Origin of the sequence: Pedobacter sp. D749, from assembly GCF_019317285.1 — a bacterium.
Classification (GTDB): Bacteria; Bacteroidota; Bacteroidia; order Sphingobacteriales; family Sphingobacteriaceae; genus Pedobacter.
In genome coordinates this window covers 4868292-4893368 of record NZ_CP079218.1, presented here as the reverse complement: position 1 = coordinate 4893368, position 25077 = coordinate 4868292, and the positions used below count along the sequence as shown (strand labels likewise).

24 protein-coding genes are annotated in these 25077 nt (G+C 38.6%); 19 read left to right on the top strand and 5 right to left on the bottom strand.

Annotated elements, in window-relative coordinates; genetic code table 11:
- Positions 1-55: 55 nt before the first annotated feature.
- Positions 56-1843: a hypothetical protein gene (locus tag KYH19_RS19990; RefSeq protein WP_219076381.1), complete on the bottom strand. Its 1788-nt coding sequence runs from the start codon at positions 1841-1843 to the stop codon at positions 56-58.
- 986 nt (positions 1844-2829) lie between these two features.
- Here KYH19_RS19990 and miaB point away from each other — a divergent pair.
- The 8 genes from miaB (at position 2830) to KYH19_RS19950 (ending at position 11239) form a co-directional block, all read left to right on the top strand.
- Positions 2830-4245, top strand: coding sequence for a tRNA (N6-isopentenyl adenosine(37)-C2)-methylthiotransferase MiaB (gene miaB / locus KYH19_RS19985; RefSeq protein ID WP_121285237.1), 1416 nt, complete (start codon positions 2830-2832; stop codon positions 4243-4245).
- A 71-nt stretch (positions 4246-4316) separates the two neighbouring features.
- Positions 4317-5564, top strand: coding sequence for a sigma 54-interacting transcriptional regulator (locus tag KYH19_RS19980; protein ID WP_121285236.1), 1248 nt, complete (start codon positions 4317-4319; stop codon positions 5562-5564).
- A 70-nt stretch (positions 5565-5634) separates the two neighbouring features.
- Positions 5635-6150: an LptE family protein gene (locus tag KYH19_RS19975; RefSeq protein WP_370630256.1), complete on the top strand. Its 516-nt coding sequence runs from the start codon at positions 5635-5637 to the stop codon at positions 6148-6150.
- 74 nt (positions 6151-6224) lie between these two features.
- On the top strand, positions 6225-7283 hold the full coding sequence (locus tag KYH19_RS19970; protein ID WP_219076380.1) for a hypothetical protein: 1059 nt from the start codon (positions 6225-6227) through the stop codon (positions 7281-7283).
- Positions 7284-7297: 14 nt separating this feature from the next.
- Positions 7298-7660 carry a preprotein translocase subunit SecG gene (secG, locus tag KYH19_RS19965; protein WP_132395957.1) on the top strand — a complete coding sequence of 121 codons (363 nt, stop codon included), beginning with the start codon at positions 7298-7300 and terminating at the stop codon, positions 7658-7660.
- Between the two features lie 491 nt (positions 7661-8151).
- Positions 8152-9177, top strand: coding sequence for a cell wall metabolism sensor histidine kinase WalK (locus KYH19_RS19960; protein ID WP_132395959.1), 1026 nt, complete (start codon positions 8152-8154; stop codon positions 9175-9177).
- Positions 9178-9574: 397 nt separating this feature from the next.
- Complete coding sequence (locus KYH19_RS19955; RefSeq protein ID WP_193419515.1) at positions 9575-10216, top strand: DUF47 domain-containing protein; 642 nt, start codon at positions 9575-9577, stop codon at positions 10214-10216.
- A 12-nt stretch (positions 10217-10228) separates the two neighbouring features.
- The gene (locus KYH19_RS19950) at positions 10229-11239 is read left to right on the top strand and encodes an inorganic phosphate transporter (protein ID WP_121285230.1); all 1011 of its coding nucleotides are present in this window, start codon (positions 10229-10231) and stop codon (positions 11237-11239) included.
- 525 nt (positions 11240-11764) lie between these two features.
- Here the strand turns inward: KYH19_RS19950 and KYH19_RS19945 are convergent.
- From KYH19_RS19945 to KYH19_RS19935, 3 genes are all read right to left on the bottom strand, one after another.
- A complete protein-coding gene (locus KYH19_RS19945; RefSeq protein ID WP_219076379.1) occupies positions 11765-12379 on the bottom strand; it encodes an FMN-binding negative transcriptional regulator in 615 nt (204 codons plus the stop codon).
- A gap of 132 nt (positions 12380-12511) precedes the next feature.
- Entirely contained in the window at positions 12512-13816 is a 1305-nt protein-coding gene (locus KYH19_RS19940; protein ID WP_219076378.1) for a carboxypeptidase-like regulatory domain-containing protein, read from the bottom strand.
- Positions 13809-14387: an RNA polymerase sigma factor gene (locus KYH19_RS19935; RefSeq protein WP_132395967.1), complete on the bottom strand. Its 579-nt coding sequence runs from the start codon at positions 14385-14387 to the stop codon at positions 13809-13811. Before KYH19_RS19935 ends, KYH19_RS19940 begins: the two co-directional genes overlap by 8 nt.
- 212 nt (positions 14388-14599) lie before the next feature.
- Between KYH19_RS19935 and KYH19_RS19930 the strand changes: the two genes are divergently transcribed.
- The 11 genes from KYH19_RS19930 to KYH19_RS19880 all read left to right on the top strand — a co-directional run bounded on the left by KYH19_RS19930 (position 14600) and on the right by KYH19_RS19880 (position 23158).
- Entirely contained in the window at positions 14600-15361 is a 762-nt protein-coding gene (locus KYH19_RS19930; protein ID WP_219076377.1) for a DUF4197 domain-containing protein, read from the top strand.
- 347 nt (positions 15362-15708) lie between these two features.
- Positions 15709-16644 (top strand): hypothetical protein, encoded by a 936-nt coding sequence (locus tag KYH19_RS19925; RefSeq protein ID WP_219076376.1) that lies wholly within the window; start codon positions 15709-15711, stop codon positions 16642-16644.
- 24 nt (positions 16645-16668) lie between these two features.
- Positions 16669-17595 (top strand): ketopantoate reductase family protein, encoded by a 927-nt coding sequence (locus KYH19_RS19920; RefSeq protein WP_219076375.1) that lies wholly within the window; start codon positions 16669-16671, stop codon positions 17593-17595.
- Positions 17596-17718: 123 nt separating this feature from the next.
- Positions 17719-18270 (top strand): RNA polymerase sigma factor, encoded by a 552-nt coding sequence (locus KYH19_RS19915; protein WP_193419522.1) that lies wholly within the window; start codon positions 17719-17721, stop codon positions 18268-18270.
- A 10-nt stretch (positions 18271-18280) separates the two neighbouring features.
- Positions 18281-18634, top strand: coding sequence for a hypothetical protein (locus KYH19_RS19910; RefSeq protein WP_219076374.1), 354 nt, complete (start codon positions 18281-18283; stop codon positions 18632-18634).
- Between the two features lie 729 nt (positions 18635-19363).
- Positions 19364-19630 carry a hypothetical protein gene (locus KYH19_RS19905; protein WP_219076373.1) on the top strand — a complete coding sequence of 89 codons (267 nt, stop codon included), beginning with the start codon at positions 19364-19366 and terminating at the stop codon, positions 19628-19630.
- Positions 19631-19635: 5 nt separating this feature from the next.
- Positions 19636-19869, top strand: coding sequence for a hypothetical protein (locus tag KYH19_RS19900; RefSeq protein ID WP_219076372.1), 234 nt, complete (start codon positions 19636-19638; stop codon positions 19867-19869).
- Between the two features lie 4 nt (positions 19870-19873).
- Positions 19874-20266 (top strand): hypothetical protein, encoded by a 393-nt coding sequence (locus KYH19_RS19895; RefSeq protein ID WP_219076371.1) that lies wholly within the window; start codon positions 19874-19876, stop codon positions 20264-20266.
- 53 nt (positions 20267-20319) lie between these two features.
- Positions 20320-20772, top strand: a complete 453-nt coding sequence (locus tag KYH19_RS19890) for an Hsp20/alpha crystallin family protein (RefSeq protein ID WP_219076370.1) — start codon at positions 20320-20322, stop codon at positions 20770-20772.
- A 186-nt stretch (positions 20773-20958) separates the two neighbouring features.
- A complete protein-coding gene (locus tag KYH19_RS19885) occupies positions 20959-22179 on the top strand; it encodes a DEAD/DEAH box helicase (protein ID WP_219076369.1) in 1221 nt (406 codons plus the stop codon).
- 67 nt (positions 22180-22246) lie between these two features.
- Positions 22247-23158, top strand: coding sequence for an AEC family transporter (locus tag KYH19_RS19880; RefSeq protein WP_219076368.1), 912 nt, complete (start codon positions 22247-22249; stop codon positions 23156-23158).
- 618 nt (positions 23159-23776) lie between these two features.
- Here KYH19_RS19880 and KYH19_RS19875 read toward each other — a convergent pair.
- Entirely contained in the window at positions 23777-24970 is a 1194-nt protein-coding gene (locus KYH19_RS19875) for an aminopeptidase C (protein ID WP_219076367.1), read from the bottom strand.
- Positions 24971-25077 lie beyond the last annotated feature (107 nt).

Here is a 25077-nt window from a genome sequence, read left to right as displayed (position 1 = left end):
GGCTGTGGTTTTATTAGCAATATACGGTTATAAACATATATTTGAAAAATGTAGGTTAGTTTTTTTCTCTCCTCGCTTTTCGTGCTGCCTTTCTATCTGCCCGTTTTTGTTCCCTTATTTTTTTTGCAATCACTTTTTGCTGTTTTACCGGATTTTTTTCGGGTACCACGCCAACCCCTACAATATCTTTTATCCCCACGAAAACTGTTTTCCACATCAGGTTAAAAAAGGAAGCCGAATTAATTCTGGTATTCGTCATGCTGGCTGTTCTTGGTGCTTCGCCTTTTTGTGGATTTTCATCTTTAACTAAAATGGTGTTAGCCAAAAAAGACAAGAAATCTTTTTTCTTTGTTCCTTCCCCATCAATATTATCCGATAGTAATTTCACCTTTAAATTGGTGTACAACATACTCATCGATCCCGTTGCAGACCTTAAATTTCCGTTCGCCTTAAAATCAACCTGTTGTATGTTGCCGCTTTCTATTTCAACCAGACCCAATGCTTTAGACAATGGATTTAGGTTTTTCATATCAAATTTGCCCAAATGCCCGCTGTAGGTAAAAGCGCCATTTTTATCGGTTAAGTTGAAATCGATTTTTACATTCATCTTTCCGGTGCCCATTAAAAGTGTGTTTAAATCTGCCAGGGCATGGTTTTTTTTGCTTAATTGTAAGCTATCATTGGTTACATTTAAAATGTTTCCTGTTAATGCTTTAAAATCAACTGATCCGGTTTTTTTACTTGCCGGGTTGAACTCAGCATATTTAACATTAACGTTTCTTATTTTTACCGTATCAATCAGGATGGGCATGTTCAACCTTTTCAATGCCATATGGGGATAGTTTTGGCCTTTATCAAAACCCGGCGGCGGTGGCGATTCGCGGCTCATAAATACTTCTACATTTGCCGGACCAATCTTCAACGATTTTGCATGTAGTTTCTCGTCGGTATTTAAACCAATAAAATCCACGCCATTAAATTCTATTTTATCAAAGCTTAAATTGTACCGGTCTTTCTGGATCTTGTATTTTCTTGCAAAAGTAAGTTCATCATATAATGGCGTAAGTTTAAATCCGCTAACTGCTATTTTTTTTGATGCAGTAGAACCTTTAATGGTATCCACTTTCATGGAGTACATTTTATCTTTCGTTACCGATTTATAACCTGCAATCTGAAATGATGCATCTTTTGTATAGTAAAACCTCGTGGTATCACTGCCTGAAAGCGAATCCAATAAGAAATCATTAATGTTAATATCTAAGTGTTTGATTGAGTTCTTGGTTTTTTTTGTTGCAGTTTTGTTAATGTAATCGAAATCTGCATCTACAATTCTAATGCTTTTAACATGTACGGATTTAAAGTTTTTCGAAATCTGTTCGTAAAGCGATTTCTCATCTTTTATGCTATCGGGTTTCCTGGTTACTTTGTTAAAAATCATGTTGATAGATGGCTTTTGTAAAAGAATTTCATTTACATCTACCCGCTTTTTAAAGTAGGCCGTTAATATACCTACACGGCTAATCTGCAGTTTCTTTAATTTAAGTTCGAAAGTATGGGCGGGAGCCAATTGTTTTTTCTTTAAGCTATCAAAAACAGCAGTATCAGGTGTTAAAACAACGTCGCGCAAGGCTAAGCTGCCTGTAATTACATTTAAGTTAATGCTTTTAAAATCGATTCTATATAAATGATGAGAGCCATTGTAAACACCCGCCTTAATTTTTTCGGTCAATATCGGCTTCCATCTGGCGCTTAAAAACATAGCACCAAATGCAACAATTAAAACCAATATGCCGAATATGCTTCCTATCCAGATCCAAATTTTATTTTTATGTTGAGCTGTCATCTATTATGGCTTATCAATACGTAACATATAGAAGAGCGAAAGGTTTTTTAGGGGCAAGGCAAAAGACTAAAGCAGAAAGACCAAAGAGGAGATACTGGTGGATGCTTTATTGATAAAGTTATTTTTTGGGAGCGCAAGGGCAGGCTAAGTAACATCGTTTGTTCCTTTGCTGCGCTTGTACGTTTCGGCCGTCGTACTCCGAACTTGCAGCGTACCGATCAATATTATCAATTTAAGGTTTTTAACCACAGATGTACACAGATAAACACGGATTTTTTATCTGTGTGCATCCTTTTTATCTGTGGTTAAATTATGCCAACCTAAGCCGAGGCCTTAACTTGATGACATTGGGTGCCGCTTCGCCAAGGGCTAAATTGGTTAAAGCGGAGGCACGGAAACCCCTCATAGTGGCTAGAACAGCTGTAATCTAAACCCAACCTTAGCGGGATGCCTCAATTTTTTCAATTGGGGCAGAAGCGGGGGCGGGGCTGCAGTCATCCAAAGGCACAGAACTTTACATTTCCAAAAAACTTTTATCCTATTGCACTAATACACTTTGTTTTCTGTAAAAGTGGTTTTAGGAGCGCAAAGACTGTGCAAAAAAAAAACATCGTTTGGTCCTTTGCTACGCTTGTACGCTTCGGCCGTCGTACCTCTTGGCCTGCAGGGTACCGCTTCGCCAAGGGCTAAATTGGTTAGGACGGTGGCATGGAAAACCGCTCATAGTAGCAAGAACAACTGTAATCTAAACCCGATAGTATGAATGACGATTTTTTCTATCGGCAGTAGGGATAGCGGGGCTGCAGTCTTCCACAAGCACAAAACCTTACATTTCCAAAACTTTATTCAGTATGTAAAAATGTAGATTAATCGGGCCTGCTAACTGTTTTATCATAATCATACTGTAAACATTTAAACAAGCTATGTCAATTTGTCACTTTTAATTATATTTATGTATTTTTGCAATCCCCAATATTTTTTAAATAATGATTGATTTACAAGTACAGGATAAGACGCACGATGAAGCAAGGCAAGGTGAAGCTTTAATTTTAGACACCCCGATTAAAGCCGATGCCCGTAAATTATATATCGAAAGTTACGGTTGTGCGATGAATTTTGCTGATAGTGAAATTGTTGCCTCTATTTTATCAGAAACTGGATTTGAAACGACAGGGGATTATCATCAGGCCGATGTAATCTTCATTAATACCTGTTCGATCCGCGAAAACGCAGAAACGAGGGTTAGAAACCGACTATCGCAGTTTGGTGTCGAAAAACGCCGCAACCCGAAATTAATTGTTGGGGTTTTGGGCTGCATGGCAGAACGTTTAAAATCTAAATTTTTGGAAGAAGAACGTTTGGTTGATGTAGTAGTTGGCCCTGATGCTTATCGCGATCTGCCTAACTTAATTGAGCAGGTAGAAAGCGGGCATAAAGCAGTTAATGTTTTATTATCCCGCGAGGAAACCTATGCTGATATTAGTCCGGTTCGTTTAAACAGCAACGGTATAACCGCTTTCATTTCCATTACCCGTGGTTGTAATAACATGTGCTCTTTCTGTGTGGTTCCTTTTACCCGCGGCCGCGAACGAAGCCGCGATGCCCATTCTATTATAGAAGAAGCGAGGGGCTTATTTGAAGCTGGTTACCGGGAGGTTACACTTTTGGGCCAAAACGTAGATTCGTACACCTGGACATCAGAAGATGGAACAGAAACTGTAAATTTTGCGCAGCTTTTGGAGCAAACAGCATTGGTTAGTCCGGATTTAAGGGTGCGTTTCTCTACTTCACATCCAAAAGATATTACCGACGAAGTTTTGCATACCATTGCTAAATACGATAACATCTGTAATTATATCCACTTGCCTGTCCAATCAGGTAATACCCGCATATTGGAGTTAATGAACAGGACTTATACCCGCGAATGGTATATCAATCGTATTGACGCCATCCGCAACATTATTCCGGGTTGTGCAATTTCTACCGATATCATCGCAGGTTTCTGTACAGAAACTGAAGAGGAACACGAGGAAACCCTGAGCATGATGGATTATGTGCAATATGATTTTGCCTATAACTTCACTTATTCTGAAAGACCAGGAACTTTAGCCGCCCGTAAATTGGAAGATGATATTCCTGAGGAAGTGAAAAAACGCCGTTTGGCTGAGATTTTGGCCAAACAACAGGCACATTCGTTAATGCGTTTGCAAGAATGGGTGGGTAAAACTGTTCGGGTTTTGATTGAAGGCACTTCTAAGAAATCTGATCTCGATTATTGCGGAAGAGGAGATAGCGGAGCAATGGCGATTTTCCCTGCAATTGATGGCGTTAAACCAGGTCAGTATGCAAATGTGTATATCGAGAAATGTACATCTGCTACGTTAATTGGTAAAATAGTTTAAAAAAGGTGGAGGGTAGAAGGTAAGGGGACGTAAGGTCTCATATCTCAAAGCTCTATACTCAAATCTAAAGAATGGATACACAAAATATTAAACAACGCTTCGGTATTATTGGCAATTCGCCTCTACTTAACCGGGCCATAGATATTGCAAGCCAGGTAGCACCAACCGATATGTCGGTATTAATAACGGGCGAAAGTGGGAGTGGTAAAGAGGTATTCTCACAGATTATCCATCAAATGAGTGCCCGTAAGCACGGTGCTTTTATTGCGGTAAACTGTGGTGCCATTCCTGAAGGAACGATAGATTCTGAGCTTTTTGGTCACGAAAAAGGATCATTTACCGGTGCGCACGAAGCCCGTAAAGGATATTTTGAGGTGGCGAATGGTGGTACCATCTTTTTAGACGAGGTTGCTGAATTGCCTTTAGGTACACAGGCCCGTTTATTGCGTATTTTAGAAAGTGGCGAATATTTGCGCGTGGGTTCGTCTAAAGTACAGAAAACAGATGTCCGTATTATTGCGGCCACTAACGTTGATGTATATAACCGCGTTAAGAACGGAAAATTTCGCGAAGATTTATATTACAGGTTAAATACTGTTCCATTGCGCATACCGGCTTTGCAAGAGCGTAAAGAAGATATTTATTTATTATTCAGAAAATTCGCTGCCGATTTTAGTGATAAGTACCGTAGTCCGGCATTACATCTCGAACCAGATGCCGTTCAGATTTTAACCAATTATAGCTGGCCAGGTAATGTTCGCCAGTTAAAAAATATTGCCGAGCAAATCTGTGTATTGGAAAAAGACCGGAATGTAACCGGGCAGGCCATTTTAAACTATATCCCGAACGAAGCTGGAAGTAATTTGCCAATGGCGATTAACGCTCAGTCCAAAGAAGATTTTACAGAAAGAGATATTTTGTACAAGGTGCTTTTTGATATGAAAAAGGATATGGTTGAGCTTAAAAAACTCGTTGCCGAAATTATTCAGCATGGTGGAAATACTGCGACTGTTTTGGCTGACAACCCACAATATATCAATCAGCTGTACCGCGATGTAGAATTGCCGTCAGGCCAGGAGCATGCCTTTACCATTCAGCAGCCTACACCAGGCAATAATAATAACAACAACAATAACAATGCTGATTATTTTGCGCACGAGGCAGAAGAAGTAGAAGAATCTTTGTCGTTAGTGGATAAAGAATCAGACCTGATTAAAAAAGCATTGAAAAAACACAAGGGTAAACGTAAGTTTGCTGCTCAGGAGCTGGGTATTTCAGAACGTACTTTGTACAGGAAGATTAAAGAATTGAACCTGTAATTTTAAAATTGCTTATTTCAATATCTCCTGCAGAAGCACATTTTCCAAAACATAGATAACATTTTCGATAATGATGAAAATTAGAATATTTACCCTAATCCTGCTTGCCTCCGTTTTTAGCGCATGCTCTTATAAATTTAGTGGAGCATCAACAACAGGATTAAAAACGGTGGTGGTTCGGGTATTTGAAAATAATGCACCGTTAGTGGTGCCAACATTGAGTAACCAGATTACAGAATCGTTAAAAAGCCGGATCCGTAACCAAACCAAATTGATTATTTCTCCTACAGGTGAGGGCGATGCTTCATTCGAAGGGCGAATAACAGGTTACGATATTAAACCGGTTGCACTTCAAAATAGTGCTACGCCAACCTCTGGAGCAAACAGATTAACCATAACCGTTTCGGTAAAGTATAAGAACAATATAAAAGAACACGAAAAAGAAAGTTTTGAAGAAAGCTTTACCAAATTTTTCGATTTTCCGATCAATGGAGCACCAATTCAAACCTTATTGCCTGGAGCTATCGAAAACATTAACAAACAATTATCCGAAGATATTTTTAACCGTGCATTTGCGCAATGGTAAATAAAGGAGGATTCTAAAAGACAAAATTTTCAAAACCCGTCTACATTTTTTTAACTTAGCGGCAAACCTTGATAATGGATAACAAAAAGCTACTGGCAGATTTACTCGCGCAACCTGGAAAGGTTAGGCCAGAGCATGCATCCATGTTGCAGGAAATGGTTCAGCAATTTCCATATTCACAGCCCATCCATTTACTTTTGGCCAAAGCTAATGCTTCATTTATTCCAAAAGCTGCATTATATGGTCAGGGGCATGTTTTGTTCCATGTACTAAATATGGTTTCAGTCCATGAGGACCAGCAAGAAGAGGAATCTGAAATCAATGTAGTCGTTACAGAGCATACGCATGACGAGCCGGAAGTTTTTGAAGAAACAGGTGAATCCACAGATGAAATCCCCTCATCTACCAATCAGGATATAAGCATAGAAACACCAAGCCGCCTGCCAGGTATTGATAGCCATTTAATGGACTTGCCTGCAGATGATGATTCTTTTATTGAAAGTGTAGCTGCTACCGATTTCTTCGCTTTTGAACAAAAGTTAAGTACCGATGTGGTTACAACCGCACCAGAAATTGAAACTGTTGTTCCAGACGAGCCTGAAAGAAATTTTGTTTCACAATATAACGACGATAAGCTTCCATACACATTTTTATGGTGGTTGGCTAAAACCCGTAAAGAGCACGAGCAGATTTTTCAGCCTTATGCTCATCCTCATGCAGGTAATGTAAAACCACAGCCACAAAATAACCAACTGCAGGAAAGAGCTGAGTTTCAACAGCAGTATGTGGAGCATATCTTTCACATCCAAACGCCTTTCGAGGTAGCCGATCATTTAGCAGAATATCCTTCTGCCGAAATTAAAGATGCAAAGGGCGCCGAAATCATTGAGAAATTCTTAAAAGAAGATCCAACCATCAAGCCGCCTAAGCCAGAACAGATAGACAATGAAAATAAGGCAAAGAAAAGCGCAGAAGACAATTACGACCTTGTTTCGGAGACTTTAGCTAAAATTTATATCGAGCAAATGCTTTATCACAAAGCCATAGATACTTATAAAAAATTAAGTTTGAAATATCCGGAAAAAAGCCGTTACTTTGCCGACCTTATCCAATCTATAGAAAAGAAATTTTAAAATATAATATTACCATGGTAACCTTTTTAATCATTTTATTAATTATTGCGTGTGTAGCTTTAGGCTTATTTGTTTTAATACAAAATCCTAAAGGTGGAGGTTTAGCTACAGGCGGTGGCGGCAGTAACATGTTTGGTGTACAACGTACCGGCGATGTTTTAGAAAAAGGATCTTGGGTATTATTAACGCTAATAGTGGTATTAACCCTTGCCGTTACTACAATTGCTAAAACCAGTGGCGGTAGTGCTGCCGTTGGAAACTCAGCTATTCAGGAGCGTTTAGATAAAACGCCATCACCATCTCCACTTGGCGGAAATTTAAACAGCACTAAACCTGCAGCTTCAACTCCGGCTAAAACAGATTCTACAAAGAAATAAGTAATACTTACCCGTTATTTAGAAAGCTTTCCTCAAAAGGGAAAGCTTTTTTGTTTTTTAACGATGCTGTATCATAAATATAGAATTGTCATCCTGAGGGTTAATTAATTGTTTAAAATCAATATGAGTGACAGAGGGTTCTATTGCTATGTTCCGGCGAGGAATCGTCATTGCGAGAAGGCTTTTTCAGCCGACGAAGCAATCTTACAACGATCGCTAACAGCGTGTGCTTTAAGATTGCTTCGTGCCTCGCAATGACGACCATTCTATTGGAGTCTGTCAATGGTAGCCTTTCGAAGGACCTGTTTAGATGCCTTGCAAAGCGTTTCGATACTTCGCAAAGCTCAGTACAGGCTGAGATCAGCGTGACAAGTTCAAATGGAATCAAAACTTATGGTACAACCTGTTTTGTTTTTAACATTGCGTAAAAAATGAATCAATCCCCTTTATCTCTTAACACACATTTAACATAAAAAGCTTTAAATTGCAGCATGAAATTAAGTGTGCTGGTTCTATTTACTGCTCTCGCCGTTGGTCTTTCCATCGGGATGGTTAATTTTTATTTTCAGCATAGCCTGTATTATATGGCTATTTCTTTTGGCGTGTCGTTTTTATGCAGTTTTTTGGTTTTTTATTATTTGCTGGAGAAGTATATCTACACCAAAATTAAACTCATCTACAAGCTCATCCATAACCTAAAATTAGGTAAAGATTTAAAAGATGCACTTGGCGAGTATGTGAGTTCAGATCCGATTAATGATGTAGAGCAAGAAGTAAAAGAATGGGCCGGTGCTAAGAAAAAAGAAATAGATCTGTTAAAAAAACAAGAACAGTTTAGAAGAGAGTTTCTTTCAAATGTTTCGCATGAATTTAAAACCCCGCTTTTTGCTATCCAGGGTTATATCGAAACCTTACAGGATTGCCTGGTAGATGATCCTGATCAAGCCGTTTTATTTCTAAAAAAAGCAGAAAATAATGTTGAGCGATTAAGTTATTTAATTAATGATTTAGACGTTATTTCAAAGTTAGAGACCGGAGAGTCGCCAATTAACTACCAAAAATTCGATTTTGTACAATTGGCAAAAGAGGTAATGGAAAATCTTGAAGACCGCGCTAAAGCAAAAAACATTAAACTCTTTTTTAAAGATAAGTACACTGCAATTACCTTAGTTTCTGCCGATCGAGAAAAGATGAGGCAGGTTTTAATTAACTTAATGGTAAATAGCATTAAATACGGCATTGATGGCGGGGAAACGGCCATTAAGATTTTTGAACTGCACGACCAGGTTTTGATAGAAGTTACCGATAACGGTATTGGGATTGAAGAAAAGCACTTGTCACGCTTATTTGAACGTTTTTACCGCATTGATACCCACCGTGCGAGAGAAGTAGGCGGCACGGGTTTGGGTTTGGCCATTGTAAAACATATTTTAGAGGCACACCAACAAACCATTTCGGTTCGTAGCACGCCAGGCATTGGAACAACTTTCGCTTTTACCTTGCAAAAAGGTGGGTAGCTTTAGTGCCTTGATAACCATTCTTCAATTTTTGCCACGGAAACACTGAACGCACGGAAATATGGTATCGGATTTCGTTTCGAAAAGCAATTTATCATTGTTGCTAAACCCGATATTAGCAAATATCCTGATTTAAACGGTTATCTTAACTATTTTATGGTGTGCATGCTATTTCGCACAGTTTCATCGGGATAAAGCATTTAACGGGGGCAAGCGTAACTGAAGAATTTGTTTCACGCAGCTTCCCCAAAAAATCTATTTATTTCATTTTCAGCTGTATGAAAGTGTATAAATAACGCATGCCTGACTAAATAAGGTAATAATTAGTTAATATAATTAAGAAATTAACATTAACTTAACATTGGGCTTGTAGCTTTGCAACATATTAAAAATTAACATGAACAATATTTTTAAGTTCTTTACACCTCAAGACAAAAAGTTTCACCCACTTTTCGAACAAGCAGGTAGCAACGCATTAAAAATTGCTGAAACCCTTTTAGAAATGGTTAGCACGGCTGATGCTGAAAGCAGAAAAACAATTTTTAAGGAAATTGAGCGCTTAGAGCACGTTGGTGATGATATTACCCATTCAATTTTTCTTGAGTTGAGCAGGAACTTTATCACTCCATTTGATAGAGAAGATATTCACCAATTGGCAACCGCCGTTGATGATGTTGCCGATTATATTTATGGTACTGCAAACCGTATGCAGATGTACAACATGAACACCATTAACGAGCCAATTGTTAAAATTGCTGAGCTTTTGGTAGAAATGTGTACCGATATCGATAAAGCAATTAAAGAATTACGCAGTTTCAAAAACATCCGTGTAATTGCTGATGCTTGTATCCGTATCAACAGCGGCGAAAACCAGGCTGATTATGTATTTACATTAGCGGTTGCGCGTTTGTTCGAATATGAAACCAATGCGATTGAATTAATTAAACAAAAAGAGGTTTTACAAACGATAGAAAAAGCGACAGATAAGTGTGAGGATGTGGCGAATGTGCTTGAAACTATCTTGGTTAAAAACGCTTAATAAAAAACAAACATGGTAACTACCTTATTGGTTGTTGTTGTAATTCTGGCTATTGCTTTCGATTACATTAACGGCTTTCACGATGCCGCTAACTCGATTGCAACAGTTGTTTCTACAAAAGTTCTTACGCCTTTTCAGGCGGTTTTATGGGCTGCGTTATTCAATTTCGCTGCTTACTTTTATTTTACCGACCACAAAGTGGCCAATACCGTTGCTAAAACGGTAATCGAAAATTATATCACTTTAGAAGTTATCCTTGCAGGTTTAATTGCTGCAATTATCTGGAACCTTTTAACCTGGTGGTATGGTATTCCATCAAGTTCATCGCACACTTTAATTGGCGGTTTTGCTGGTGCAGGTATGACACATGCTTTACTTACAGGAGCTAGTCCGCTTGACGCCGTAAATATGGGTTATGTAATAAAAATCGTTTCTTTCATTGTTTTGGCCCCAATAATCGGTATGGTGATATCAGTTGTATTAACACTGATCATTATTAATATCTGTCGTTATGCTAAGCCATCAACTGCTGAGAAATGGTTTAAACGCCTACAATTGTTATCTTCTGCTGCATTAAGTTTCTTCCATGGAGGTAATGATGCTCAAAAGGTAATGGGTATCATTGCAACGGCATTAATTGCATCGAAAGTAATTCCAAATTTTGAATCTATGCCTGCTTGGGTACCCATCTGCTGTTATTCAGCAATCTCTTTAGGTACCATGAGTGGTGGCTGGAAAATTGTGAAAACAATGGGCTCAAAAATTACTAAAGTTACCGCACTTGAGGGCGTTGCTGCTGAAGGTGCAGGTGCGATTACATTAGGTATCACAGAACATTTCGGTATCCCGGTTTCTACTACACACACCATTACGGGTTCAATTGTGGGTGTGGGTGTAGTGAAAAGCGTTTCTGCAGTACGTTGGGGGGTAACCATCAACTTAATCTGGGCATGGATTTTAACCATTCCGGTTTCGGCTACATTAGCAGCCATTATTTATGCCGTAATTTATTACTTAAAATAAAAACAGAATTTTTAATATACTCAGAAGACCAAGGCATTAGCTTTGGTCTTTTTTGTTTGGTGTTTTTTACCGCAAAGAACGCGAAGTTTTCGCAAAGCGATGTTTTGTTTTTACCACAGAGGGCATTGAGTTTGCACAGAGTAAACAGAGAAGGTCGTATTGACCGGAATGGAGGTTGTTGAGTTAAATTTAAAAGATTTTGCTTCGCAGAGCCTTCGGGTTCTCCACGGCAGTCGAAATGACGGCTTTACTTTGTGAATGTCATCCTGAGTGAAACGAAGGATCTTTAACTGCACTTTACTCATTAAAAGATTCTTCACTGCGTTCAGGATGACAGTAGAATTACGCGCTTCGCTGTTAATAAAGCCATAGAATGCACACACCATATATCTGAATTTAGATTCCAACTCTACCCCTGTATGTGGTTGTTCAAAACTACGCTAAGACTGACAAGTATTTAATCATTCTCTCTGTGTCCTCTGTGCATTTTCTCTGCGCTCACTGTGGTAAAAAACAGGTGATATTTTACAAATTCTTCTTCATTTCCTTCGCTACTTCTTTTGCAACAGGATCTTCACTTTTCTCCAGATTTGCTATAATACTTTCCTGATTTTTTGTTGAGTGGTTTTGGCTCATTTTAAAAACATGGTCGATGTGCTTCACCAAAACTTCGAATCCTGTAATTGCCTTTAAATGCTTCTGAATATATGCTTCATCCATTTTATTAAATGCGGCAGGACTTGTTTCAGGATTTTCATACTGATTTGTTAGTTCTTTTACGACCTGATAAGTTTCTTCAGAATCCATGAGTCTGATAGAGCCTTTGGCCTGAACCGTTTTATAATTCCAGGTAGAAACTGAAGCAGGTTTTTCATAAACTGATGCGCTGATATAAGCATGAGCACCGGTAAAAACAGCCATCACGCTCGGATTTTGCTCAAATGCCCTATAATGATCGGTTTTGGTCATGATGTGGCCGATAAGTTTTATCGAATCGTTATGGATTACGGTTTGAACCGGTACCTGTGTAACAACCGGATATTCGCCATCAAAGCCGATTAATGTGATAAAATTATTTTGTTGCATAAACTCAAGAATTTCATCTTGATTGCCTGCTGAAGAATATGAAGTTCTGTACATGAGTTGTGCTTTGTTGCGGCAGAGGCCATTGAATTTTACACAAAGTACACTAAGGGGTTTTAACTGTAATTTACACCGATCTCCGTGACCTCTGTGTCTTTTCTTTGTGTACTCGGTGGTTGATAAATGGAGTTAAAATTTAACGCTGATTTCGACTAAATCAGTTCCGTTTTTAGGTAACACCCAGTCCGGACCTTCCTGAATCAACCGCTTCGCTTCCGAATCGGCTTTTTTGTTCAGTGATTTTATAACAGCGATGTTGGCTGGCCGTCCGTTGCGTTTAACTTTAAAGCTTAAAATTACAAATTGCTCGGGGCCTTTAGGATTATAAAGCTTATTATTTTTCTCCAAGTATTGGCTGTAGTTAATGGTGGAAACCGGAACAGGCTTTGTAATATCACCGGCAGATTTTCCATCCAGGTTTTGTTCTGCACGCAGCGTAATTTTAGGGGCAGCAATATTTTCTTTTTTATGTCCGTTTGAACCGGTAATTAAAGCAATTTCATTTAATGATTTATTGCCACTCAATGCATTTTTAATCGCATTAGGGTCTTGCAAACCAGCTACGGGCAATTCTTTAAAACCGATAGCATTAATCAATAAGTCTTTATCTTTTGCATTGCTATCAGCAGGCAAATAGAAATAGCCTTTGGAATCGGTTGCCGTTACATTTTTAGAGCCAGCTAACTTTACAACTGCTCCCTGAACAGGTTGACCATTACTTTGGTCTACCACGTTGCCACTAAAGGCAATTTTATTCGAGCCGATTGCCGGTTCTGCTGCCACCACAGTCTCACTTAACGTAACCGGATTTGGTTTATAATTGTCAAAGCCTACACGACTCATCGCTTTAGCACGACTATTATCGGTTGCAATTTTTGCAACTTTTACTTCATCAACTTGTTGTTCTGCCTGTATTGCAACAGGATTTTTTTTAGTGTTTTTTGCCAAATCACCTGTTTTTGCGTCTGCAATTGCTTTATCAATCAAAGTTGCCTTTGTAGTATTTTGAGTAACGGTATCTTCTTTGGCTTTAGGTTGGATCGAAGCAACACTCGCTGAACTATCTAACTGAACCAACACACCTTCTTTTTTATGAGCAGCAAGTTCTGCATTCCTGCGGTTGGTTTCGCGCATAAAAAATAAAATGCTTACTACAATAAAAGCCACAGTTGCGGTTGCCGCAATACTTAGCCTTTGGGTGGTAATGCCCCACAGTTTGCGCTTTACAGGCTTTTCTGATATGCGATCGTACAGCTGTTTTTGTAAAATAGAAAGCGTTTGTTTGCGTTTGGGCGATTGTTTTAGGCCTTCTAATGCTTCGGCAACGAAAGGGTCCTCCAAAGCCTGTCTTTCTACAAAATGCATAGCCTTAGCATCAAGCTTACCATCAAGGTAATCTTCCAATACATCAATATCTAACCAATCGTTATTCACTACTGTTTTTCTCTATACAAATCTTTAAATTCCGCTTACCATTTTGGATGTAACTCTTAACTTTAAGCATGTCGTAGCCAGTAATGTCGGCCACTTCTTTATAACATTTTTCTTGTAAATAAAATAAATCTACGCTTTTTCGCTGTTCTTCGGGCAAAGTTTCCATACACTTTTCCATAATGGTAAGCTGCGTTTCTTTTGTGTTGTCTATATCCAGATGCACAAACTCGCTATTTTCCACAAAAGTATCGTCTATGGAGATATTATTTTGCTTCGCCGATTTTCGCAATGCCATTAAGCAATGGTTCCGCGTTAAAACATGAAGCCAGCTTTTGAAGTTTTGTACCTCGTGTATTTTCAGCTTTGTTACCAGTTCTTCGAAAATCTGCATTACGGCATCCTTGCTTAGTTCTTCATCTTTGAAGTAGTTTAAGCAAACCCCAAACACCAAATGCATATATTTATTGTAAAGCGAACCCAACGCGTCTAAATCGCCCGTATTTTTATACTCGGCAATCAGTTTGGCGTCTTCTTGCTGGGTATTTCCAGCTGTGTTTTTTATAAACCTCAAAAAATATGGTAGCTATTTCGAATTATCTTTCAAGTATAAAAAATATTTCTGAGTGATGAGACATAAACTAATTTTTTAGGAAGAGATGGTCCTAAATATTTTACGTTGCAGGCTATCTTTTAAGCAGTTTAAATATTGTTGCCATACGCAAAGGTTTATCTTTGAGTAGAATTTATGGCAGTTGTTTTGCTAAGCATGATTAAACACACAAAATGAAAAGGATCAATATTTTATCGATATCAATAACCATGTTAGTATTTGCAAGCCTAAATGTTAGCGCGCAGATTAAATTGAGTGATATATTTAAAAAAGTAACCCAAAAGCCGGGTACTACGACAGCTGCCACCGGAACGCCGTCTACTTTCGAAATAGGACAAGGGATTAAGGAGGCGCTACAAATCGGTGTTTCTGCCGGTGCAGACAGGCTTTCGGTTAAAGATGGCTTTTTAGGCAACCTGGCCGTTAAAATTTTGATGCCTCCCGAAGCACAAAAGGTTGAGAAAACTTTACGTAGCATCGGTTTGAACAAACTTTGCGATAATGTAATTGTGAGCTTAAACCGTGCTGCCGAAGACGCTGCTACCGAAGCGAAGCCTATTTTTATATCGGCCATTAAACAAATGACATTAACCGATGCCACCAATATTCTTTTGGGAAATAAAGACGCAGCTACTGAATATTTTAAAAGGGTCACCACTGCACAGCTGATTCAGAAATTCAGTCCGATTGTAACCACAAGCCTGAATAAAGTAAATGCTACCAGGTATTACAGCGATTTAACTACACAATACAACCGCTTGCCTTTGGTAAGGCCCGTAAACACCAACTTAACCGAATATGTTACGCAAAAAGCAATAGATGGTTTATTTGTTGAAGTTGCGAAGGAAGAGCTTAAAATCAGGGGCAATTTAAGCGCAAGAAGCACTACCTTATTGCAAAAAGTATTTGGTTACGCGGATAGGAAAAAGATTTAAATATGGTGTGATTCGTGGAGATATGAACCATGGCAACAGAACTCAAAATTAAGAGAAACTTAAGCTCAAGAAGTACAACCTGTTGCAAAAAGTATTTGGTTACGCGGATAAAGAAAAGATTTAATCTTAATTGTGTTTCGTGAGGACACGAACCATGGCGGAAGTTTAATTTGATTGCCTCGGTCTGTGTCTCACAGACCGAAATTAGATTAACTGTAGGTATTGATTGTTGCTCGTGAAGAGGCGAACCACGGCAAATCGACTAACATAAAGTTTGTATTAAGTAAAATATAGCTTCTCCAGGGTATCCCTGAATAATAGACAAAAAACTATTTGTAAAATTGTACATGTCGAAAATCAGCACCACATTAATTTCTGTTTTAATTCCGTGCGTTGCATTAATTACTTCCTGCAGCAACAATAAATCTGAAGAAGAAAATGCTAAAGCCGTTTTAGATACGGTTTCTTTAAGCAGTAAAAATTTCGCGCTAGCCTATCAGGATGGAGATAAAATTGTGGCCACAAGTATCGATACCATGAAACAGATTTCGTTTGGTGGTGCTACCGATCCGGCTATTTCTCCTGACGGAAATAAACTTGCATACACGCTTAGCGATTCTGCCGGAAACCGTTCCATCTGGGTTGCCGATATGGAAAACAAGAGCCAGGGTAAATTGCAGGTAAACAGCAAGAATTATTATCAGGCCATGTGGTCGCCTGATGGACGTGCGGTTGCCTTCAATATTTTCAACAGCAAAAACCTATGGAAAATAGGTGTAATTAAAACCGATAATTCTGGTTATGTGATGCTTGATAGCGCATCTAAAATAAATGTTTATGCGCCAACCTGGAAAAATGAAAAGGAAATCATCGGACATGATCTTACCAGGCTCTACACCTTTGACCTCAAGGGGAATTTAATCGATACTAAATTGATAACCGACTTGATTGGGAAAGACTTTTCCATTGCAAGTAGCAACCGTTTCTTTTATACAAAAGACGGGATGAAACTGGTTTTTAATGCAGGAAATACCGATAGTTTAGATGGATTAACGGGACCAAGTGAAGCCGTTTATATTTTAGATCTGGCCAGTAAAAAAGTCCAGCGGATTTCACCTAAAGGTATGAATGTTCCTTATGTTTTTCTTACCGCTGATGACCGGATTTTTTATAGCGGAGCTGAAAAACCATTTACCGAAAGCAAAATATATGTTTCTGATTTAGAAGGGAATATTAAAACAGTAGTGGATAAGGGAAATAATCCAACGGGTGCATTGAAATAATCTGTTTATCATATTTAGGTTAAAATGCTAAATAAAACAAGAATTGTTATTGTCGGAATTGGTGGTGTAGGTGGGTATTTCGGAGGCTTAGTGTCTAAGAGATACGCCAACGGAAATGATGTAGAAGTTGTTTTTGTTGCCCGTGGCGAACATTTAAATGAGATTCAAAACAAGGGATTAACTGTAATAAACGGAAACGAAAGTTTTATAACTAAGCCACATTTGGCTACCGATGATTATAGTAAAATTGGCGTGGCCGATTATATTATCATTTGCACTAAAAGCTACGATTTAAAACAAACCATCGGACAGCTAAAACCTTTAATTGGCCATAACACGATATTATTGCCGCTTTTAAACGGTGTTAGCGCAAGCGATGAAATTTTAGAAATATTGCCCCAAGCAAAGGTTTTAAAAGGATGTGCATTTATTGTTTCCAAAATTAAATCGCCTGGTATCATCGAAAATTCAGGCAACATTCAAAAGCTATCTTTTGGTGTGGATGGACCACTTAACGGTGAGGTTTTACACCTGAAAAATTTAATGTTTGATGCAGGAATTGATGTAGCGGTTTCGGATAAAATTTCTACAGCCATCTGGGAAAAATTTATATTTATTTCTCCTACGGCTACCTCTACATCTTATTTCGATAGCACTATCGGCAAGGTACTGGAAGAAAATCTTGAAACTGTTCTGAAATTAATTGAAGAAGTAAAAAGCCTTGCCCTTGCTAAAGGCGTAACAATTAGTGATGACATTTCGGGCAAGACATTAAATACGATGAAATCGATGCCCTACGAGGTTACCTCATCCATGCACCGCGATTATCTCAATCAGAAACCGCTAACAGAGGTTGAGTCGTTAACAGGCTATATTGTGCGGGAGGCCGAAAAATTTGGCATTGCTGCACCAACTTATCTAAAACTATACGAAGGATTACTTAAAGAATAATCGATATAAGACGCTTAAAATCAGGTTCTTTTGGCTTATAAAAATCCATTTTCTGAAAAAAATTAAGAAAATTTAAAGTAATATTGGGTTTCATCCGTTTACTGGGTTATTAAGCAAAATTTAGTGCCAACAAACGAGTCTCAAAATATCATTTCTACGGTTGCCAATTATGGTAAACGCTTATTCAGTTTCATCCGTGGAAGGGTGAATACGGATGAGGATGCGGAAGATATTTTACAGGATGTTTGGTTTCAACTCAGCAACCAACCCGAGGCTGGTGCCATTGAGCAGATTAGTGGCTGGCTATACCGTGTGGCAAGAAATAAAATCACCGATAAGTACCGTAAACAAAAAGAAGAATCACTAGAAGATTTCACTTTCGAGGGTGAAGACGGCGAAATCAATTTTAAAGAAATTTTACTTGCCGAGGCTTATTCGCCTGAAGAGGAAAGTTTAAAGAAACTGTTCTGGGATCAACTGTTTTTAGCCTTGGAAGAGCTGCCGGAGAATCAGCGTTACGTGTTTGTTCAAAACGAATTGGAGGAACGTACTTTTCAGGAGCTGGCCGATGAAAGCGGAGAGAATATCAAAACATTAATATCAAGAAAGGGTTATGCGGTAAAACACCTGCGTAACCGTTTACAAAATTTATATCAGGAATTTATTAACTATTAAATTTGCAGACATGATGAATAGAAATTTTAATCGTCGCAAGAAATTTATTTTCTTTTTGCCCGTAGCGGTGCTTATTGCAGCGGTATTGGGTTATGTGGTTATGTTTTTATGGAATTGGATTTTACCTGAGGTGGCACATGCAGGCAAACTTAATTATTGGCAGGCTCTCGGTTTACTTGTACTGTGCAGGTTACTTTTTGGGAACTTTAATAAAGGTGGTCATGGAGGACATAATGGTTTCCGTGAGCGCGCCAGGGGAATGCGTGCCAAATGGGATTCGATGAACGAAGAGGAGCGTGTAAAATTTAAGGAAGAATACAAGCGGAGATGTGGCGGATGGGGTCACTACCGCAATAAGGAATAGTTTGGAAGCCTCGATTAATTCGGAGCTTTTTTGTTATCTATTTTTGCGTTATTCTGAACATCTTGAAAGCCTCTCCGCAAATCGTCATCTCGACCGCAGCAACGCGGAGTGGAGAGATCTATCAAGACAGATTTCTCCATTTCGCTGCGCTTCAGTCGAAATGACGATCGATTTTCTAATAACGACTTTTCTACTTATTCTATCAGCTGGTGGCTCACCAATCGAAAGGATTCTCTACTAAAAGATTCTTTGACTCCGCTACCATTGACAGAATTCATTAGCACGGCCGTCATTCCCGCGCAGGCGGGAATCTTAAAGCACTTGCATTACTATTATTCATCAATTTTCCTTTTATTCAGAGGCATTCATGAGCACTCCATGGTTCCAATCTAGTTGGGAATGACTATCTCACGCAGCCTGCCATTTGCCAAAAGATCTGTCTTTTATATTGATTTTATTAAATAATTACTCCTCAGGATGACCATTGGAGAGATCAACGAGTACTTGTAGATTCTATCAGTTGGTCTCTCACTGGCAACAGTTTAATCCATTAAAAAGATCCTTCACTGCGTTCAGGATGACAAAATTCTTTAGTAAATAAAAAAATCAAAATATTTTAAAGTAAAAATAATCTTGCTCCGTCTTCCTATATAAATAACAAAAAACAACAGTATTGCTAGTTCAACTTATTTAAGGTGAATTGATTACAGTGCTTTAAAATTATAAAAAATGAAAAAAATATTAAAAACCATAGGATTCGGGATTGTAATTGGTGCAGTCGCTTTCTTCATACCATTTGTGTTCAAATTTATATTGGGCATCATGCTGATCGGTTTAATGTTCAGGATCTTTATCGGTAGGCGCCGCCATTATTTTCATAGCCGCTTTAACGGTTTCGAAAACCATTACAACCCAATTGTGCCGATCGATAACCAATGGTACAGGCCAACCGTACAAGGCAATGGAACAGTGAACAGCATTAACGTAAATTATTAACCCCCATGAGAGCATTTAGAATATTATTAGCATTGGCTGTTGCTTCAGGAACTTTTTACAGTTTAAATGCACTGGCCATTCAGCATGGATACCGCGATCGGTTAGATTTTAAAAACAGGTATTATCATGACGATTGCCAGCAAGAACATTATAGAAACCATAGTTACAGTCACCACAACAGAAAAATGGATGATACCATGATTAGCTCTGCCGACAGTATAAACCAGGTAAAAAGATAACATTATGTCACAGGTACTTTTTTTAAGCGATCCATCTCAGGCCGATGTTAGTCCGATTTTAGGTATGGCCAACGAACTGATTGCCCGGGGTGAGAAAGTTACTTTCTTTAGCTCAGATGAATTTAAAGCCCCTATAGAACAAATTGGTGCTGACTTTAAAGCCTACAGTCAGGAGCTGAATGTTTTTCAAGGCCAAAAGGTTGTTGATGAAGAAGAGAAACCTAAATCAGGATTAATCAGCGCACTGCTTGAGCCAATGAAATTTATCGACGACATTTTGGTTCAGATAAGGGGTTTAAAATTTGATTACGCCGTTTTGTCGCCATCCTATCCCTATGCAAATATCATTACACAGCTGTTGGGTATCCCTAAAACGGAGCAAGTGCTTCATCATTAATATTGGCCCAGGCCGATAAATAAACAGAATAATAACAATTAAAATTAAAAAAAATGTATAAAGAACATAGATGCCATTCGGGCAAGATGCATAGTCGCTTCGGCGCAGGAGAGGGAAGATTTGGAAGACACTTTGGTGGTCCTTTCGGTCACCATAAACACAGCATGTTTAACGAGGGCTTTAGAAAAGTACCAGCTAACATTGAAGAAACAGAAACCAGCTTTATTATTGAGCTTTTTGCGCCTGCTTTGGTTAAAGAGAATTTAAAGGTGGTTACCAAAGATGATGTATTAACCATTTCCTATCAACCTAAAGAAGAAGCTGATTCGGCCAAAAAGTATAGCCGTAGAGAATATAGCAATGGCACTTTCGAAAGAGCTTTTGGTTTAAACGGAAAGGTCTTAGTAGAAAATATTTCAGCCAGTTATGCTGATGGAATTTTGAAGGTTACACTACCTAAAAACCCTGAAACGAATACACCAGAAAAAGATATTCTGGTAGACTAAGTTTCGTCTATTATAATTTCCAAGCCCTGATTGTTTTAAAGCAATTGGGGCTATTTTGTTTTATGATAAACAGGAAGAGTTTCTTTAATAATGCCTTTTAAATTACTAAGCAAACGGATATTGAAATCGGGTTTGCTATTAGCGGTATTTTAAGGTACTTTTGCTAAAAGACATAAACACAATAGATTGAATTTTAACGACTTTAATTTTAACCCCGATTTATACGAAGGCTTAATGGCTATGGGGTATAAAAGCGCTACTCCAATACAAGAACAAGCCATCCCGGTAATTTTAGATAATCATGATCTGATTGCCTGCGCTCAAACCGGTACAGGAAAAACGGCCAGCTACCTTTTACCCGTAATGGATAAAATTAGCAAAGCTGCTGACAGACATAATAATACTTTAATCCTGGCACCAACACGCGAGCTTGCACAACAGATCGATTTACAGGTAGAAGCCCTGGCTTATTTTACCAATATCAGTTCTTTAGCCGTTTACGGTGGAGGAGATGGCATTGCTTATGAGCAGCAAAAACGTTCTATGCGCGATGGCGTGGATATTATTATTGCCACTCCAGGCAGATTAATGGCACATTTATCTTCAGGTGTGTTAAAACTGGAGCATTTGCAGCATTTAATTTTGGATGAAGCAGATAGAATGTTGGATATGGGCTTTTACGACGACATTGTTCGCATTATCAGCTATCTGCCAAAGAAAAGGCAAACGCTTTTGTTCTCGGCTACGATGGCACCGAAAATAAGAACCATGGCGGGTAAGATCTTGCACGAACCAAAGCAGATTACCATTTCAATTGCTAAACCTGCTGAGGGAATCGATCAGCGAGCTTATAACATTCACGACCAGCAGAAACAGGCCTTATTAACCGATATTTTTAAAAGCGGACAATACAAGAGCAGTATTATTTTCGTTTCAACAAAGGAAAAAGTAAAAGCCTTATACAAAACTTTTAAGGGATTGGGCATTAAAGCCGAAGCTTTTCACTCCGACTTGGGACAAAAAGAACGTGAAGATATTTTACTGGCTTTCAAAAACCGTAGATTACCGATTTTAATCGGAACAGATGTATTATCCCGCGGAATCGACGTAGAGGGAATCGACCTGGTCATCAATTATGATGTTCCTGGCGACCCGGCCGATTATGTGCACAGAATTGGCCGTACAGCAAGAGCTGCAACCAAAGGAACGGCCATTACCTTGGTTAACGGAAGAGATAAGCGAAAATTTGATAACATTGAAAAATTAATCGAGAAGGAAGTTCCCCGTATGCCATTGCCAGAAAGCATAGCTGCAATGGAAATTACACATGTGGACGAAAAGAGACCTCAGAATAAGGGCAAGAAAAAGGTTTGGAACAAAAAGAAAAAACCAAAACCTTCGGTATAAATTATTTAAAACGCCATAAGTATTCTTATTGGCGTTTTTTGTTTATAAACTATCTTCGCGCTAAGCAATGGCAAACTTCATTCTTATAGGTTTATGTATTTTGGCGGGGATTCTTTTCAGAAAAAGTAAATCGTTGCCTAAAGATGCCCACAAAGGCATTAATGCCTGGATAATCTACATAGCGCTACCCGCTGTTTCTTTTAAATATCTGCCACATATTACCTGGACTAAGGATCTATTGTTTCCTGCACTGGCACCAATTGGTGTCTGGCTTTTGGGTTGGTTATTTATTACCCTTTATAGCCGTATCCGGAATATGAATAAGGCCACTTCCGGCGGCTTAAAACTCACCAGTTCTTTAAGCAATACTTCGTTTGTTGGTTTCCCTTTAATTGTGGCTTATTTCAGCGAAAAGGAATTGGCTATAGCCATTATCTGCGATCAGGTAACCTTCATGCTTTTATCTACCATTGGTGTAATTGTAGCTATCCGCTCTTCTCAGCATCAAAAGTTAAACCCGAAAGTAGTGCTGAAAAAGGTACTGACCTTTCCGCCGCTTATTGGTTGTGTGCTGGCACTAACCCTGCCACGTTTTATTGATGTTTCTTCGTTAGATCCATTGTTCGATAAACTAGCGGGAGCGGTTGGTCCACTGGCATTGTTTTCGATAGGTTTACAACTAAAATTTGGCGGTTGGTTTAGCGAGTTGCAACACATCAGCTTTGCTTTATTGTATAAACTGATTTTAGCGCCTTTGGTAGTGTTAATTATTGCACTCGGTTTAGGTATGCATGGAATAATTGCCAAAATAACCATTTTCGAAATGGCTATGCCAACGCTGCTGACCGCTGGCGTAGTAGCCGATCAGTATAACCTTAACCCTAAGCTTTCTAATCTGGTGGTGGGGATCGGGATATTGCTATCGTTTATCACTACAGGTTTATGGTGGTTGGTGTTGACTTATTCAGGGGTGGTTTAAATTATTCCGGTTTTTTATCACAGAGGCCATAGAGAAAAACACAGAGCGCACAGATTATCATGTTTGTCAGTCTGAGGAATAATTTATTGTATAAAAATCAATATAAGTGACGTAGAATTGTTTTCTCTTGTCCTACGGCGCAGTCTTGCCTCGGCTCACCGCCGCCGAAGGGCTCTTTCTTTTTGGCATCAAAAAGAAACAAAAACTGCCGGCTGAAAATTTTTCTTTCAAAGCTAGTAGTTTGGCTTAGGCAGTGCAGCCCGAAAAATTTGTTAAGCCGGATTTAAGTAGAACGGGGATACCGTGCTATGGCCTAGCTGGATGGAAATGCAAAATAGTTAAAATACTGATTAATATTAATTTATAAAATAACGTCAATGGTAGCGGAGTCTAAGATTTTCCACGGAAACATAGATTAGCACAAAGCATTTTCACTTATAGATCTCTCCATTCCGCTGCGCTACAGAGAGACGAAGGCTCTAGTGTAATTTGCCTTGCTCACCAAACGCTTTCTGCTCGCCTCTTTGTGTTTTCTCTGTGTAAAACTCAGTGAACTCTGTGGTTAACAAAAAAAGCCGCAAAATTTCTTCTGCGGCTCCTTAAATGATTTTGATTGAATTACAAAGCTAATTTCTTAGCAATTGCAGATGGAATACCTGCTTTATTTAATAAAATTGCTGTTGTTTTATATTTTACATAGTTTTTAGTTACGTATAAGTATCCTTTATAATCGTTACTTGCTCCCCAGGAGTTTTTAACGATGTAATATTCTTTACCTGTCTGATCTTTGGCTAGGCCAACAATGTGCATACCATGATCATCAGTGGTTTGATAGTTATCGAAAGCAAGCTGACGGTTCTCCTGCGTAATTTCCATCTCTGGCTGCGGGCCGTTAAACATTTCTGCTTTCTGTTTCACGGTCATGTCAGCGAAAGGTATTTGCGGAACAAAAGCCACACCGTTTTTCCAGCTGAAGTTTTTTTCACTTACATCTGTAGCCCATGCAACAGTATAACCACCTTTTAAAGCGTTATCAATAATGTCGGTTAACTCGTTTACCTTAACATTGTAAACCTGATTGAAAGACCAGTTATCAGGCACTAATAAAGTAAACTTGCTGTAAAAAGGATGATCGTTGAACGATGAAAGTTCTACATAGTTATCGGCATTTAAACCTACCACTTCCTGAGCGAAAGTTTTTGGCGTGTATTTTTTGCCATTGTAGGTAAAGTTTTCAGGTACAGCACCTAAATAAGCATCAATTACACCTGTATAAGCTTTTACCCAGTTTGGGGTTAACTCGCCATTTGCATTTTTTACAACAGCTTCTAAAACACCTTTTTCGATATCGCCAAGCTCTGCGGTTTTATTGATTTTAGTGCCGTAATTTAATCCGGTATATACTTCCTGAGGAACTGCACCATATTTTCTGTACATGTTGATTACATCGTGTAAAGCGCCACCATCGCCTAATGAAACCGCACCATGCATACGCACATAATTTTTACCTTTTTCTACATAGGCATTGCGGGCCGAAAAAAGCTGAGACAAGGTTACTGGCTGTTTACCAGCTTTAATCATTTCTGATTCTAAAAATGAGTTGGTTGAGTAGCTCCAGCAAGTGCCTGAAGATCCTTGATTCTGAACTGGGGTATTGGACAGGTTAATTACTTCTGTAAATTTAAAAGAAGCAGTACTGTTTTCGCTTTGGTTGTTTTTTAAAGAATTAACGAGATTGTCTTGCGCATAAGTCGCTGATATAGATAACGACAAAGCCAAACCAATCACACTGATTTTTGTGTAGTTGATCATTTTTTATGAATAATTAATAAAGTCAGCGAATGTAAAAATACTTGTTGATTTGTCAACGGAAAGTTTGTAATAAAACGATAACATCAGTCATTTTATTGCAACAATGT

What these genes read in the sequence shown, in the direction of transcription:
- KYH19_RS19990 (WP_219076381.1), bottom strand. Translation starts at nt 1,843, where the DNA reads ATGACAGCTCAACATAAAAATAAAATTTGGATCTGGATAGGAAGCATA.
- miaB (WP_121285237.1), top strand. Translation starts at nt 2,830, where the DNA reads ATGATTGATTTACAAGTACAGGATAAGACGCACGATGAAGCAAGGCAA.
- KYH19_RS19980 (WP_121285236.1), top strand. Translation starts at nt 4,317, where the DNA reads ATGGATACACAAAATATTAAACAACGCTTCGGTATTATTGGCAATTCG.
- KYH19_RS19975 (WP_370630256.1), top strand. Translation starts at nt 5,635, where the DNA reads ATGATGAAAATTAGAATATTTACCCTAATCCTGCTTGCCTCCGTTTTT.
- KYH19_RS19970 (WP_219076380.1), top strand. Translation starts at nt 6,225, where the DNA reads ATGGATAACAAAAAGCTACTGGCAGATTTACTCGCGCAACCTGGAAAG.
- secG (WP_132395957.1), top strand. Translation starts at nt 7,298, where the DNA reads ATGGTAACCTTTTTAATCATTTTATTAATTATTGCGTGTGTAGCTTTA.
- KYH19_RS19960 (WP_132395959.1), top strand. Translation starts at nt 8,152, where the DNA reads ATGAAATTAAGTGTGCTGGTTCTATTTACTGCTCTCGCCGTTGGTCTT.
- KYH19_RS19955 (WP_193419515.1), top strand. Translation starts at nt 9,575, where the DNA reads ATGAACAATATTTTTAAGTTCTTTACACCTCAAGACAAAAAGTTTCAC.
- KYH19_RS19950 (WP_121285230.1), top strand. Translation starts at nt 10,229, where the DNA reads ATGGTAACTACCTTATTGGTTGTTGTTGTAATTCTGGCTATTGCTTTC.
- KYH19_RS19945 (WP_219076379.1), bottom strand. Translation starts at nt 12,379, where the DNA reads ATGTACAGAACTTCATATTCTTCAGCAGGCAATCAAGATGAAATTCTT.
- KYH19_RS19930 (WP_219076377.1), top strand. Translation starts at nt 14,600, where the DNA reads ATGAAAAGGATCAATATTTTATCGATATCAATAACCATGTTAGTATTT.
- KYH19_RS19925 (WP_219076376.1), top strand. Translation starts at nt 15,709, where the DNA reads ATGTCGAAAATCAGCACCACATTAATTTCTGTTTTAATTCCGTGCGTT.
- KYH19_RS19920 (WP_219076375.1), top strand. Translation starts at nt 16,669, where the DNA reads ATGCTAAATAAAACAAGAATTGTTATTGTCGGAATTGGTGGTGTAGGT.
- KYH19_RS19910 (WP_219076374.1), top strand. Translation starts at nt 18,281, where the DNA reads ATGATGAATAGAAATTTTAATCGTCGCAAGAAATTTATTTTCTTTTTG.
- KYH19_RS19905 (WP_219076373.1), top strand. Translation starts at nt 19,364, where the DNA reads ATGAAAAAAATATTAAAAACCATAGGATTCGGGATTGTAATTGGTGCA.
- KYH19_RS19900 (WP_219076372.1), top strand. Translation starts at nt 19,636, where the DNA reads ATGAGAGCATTTAGAATATTATTAGCATTGGCTGTTGCTTCAGGAACT.
- KYH19_RS19895 (WP_219076371.1), top strand. Translation starts at nt 19,874, where the DNA reads ATGTCACAGGTACTTTTTTTAAGCGATCCATCTCAGGCCGATGTTAGT.
- KYH19_RS19890 (WP_219076370.1), top strand. Translation starts at nt 20,320, where the DNA reads ATGTATAAAGAACATAGATGCCATTCGGGCAAGATGCATAGTCGCTTC.
- KYH19_RS19880 (WP_219076368.1), top strand. Translation starts at nt 22,247, where the DNA reads ATGGCAAACTTCATTCTTATAGGTTTATGTATTTTGGCGGGGATTCTT.
- KYH19_RS19875 (WP_219076367.1), bottom strand. Translation starts at nt 24,970, where the DNA reads ATGATCAACTACACAAAAATCAGTGTGATTGGTTTGGCTTTGTCGTTA.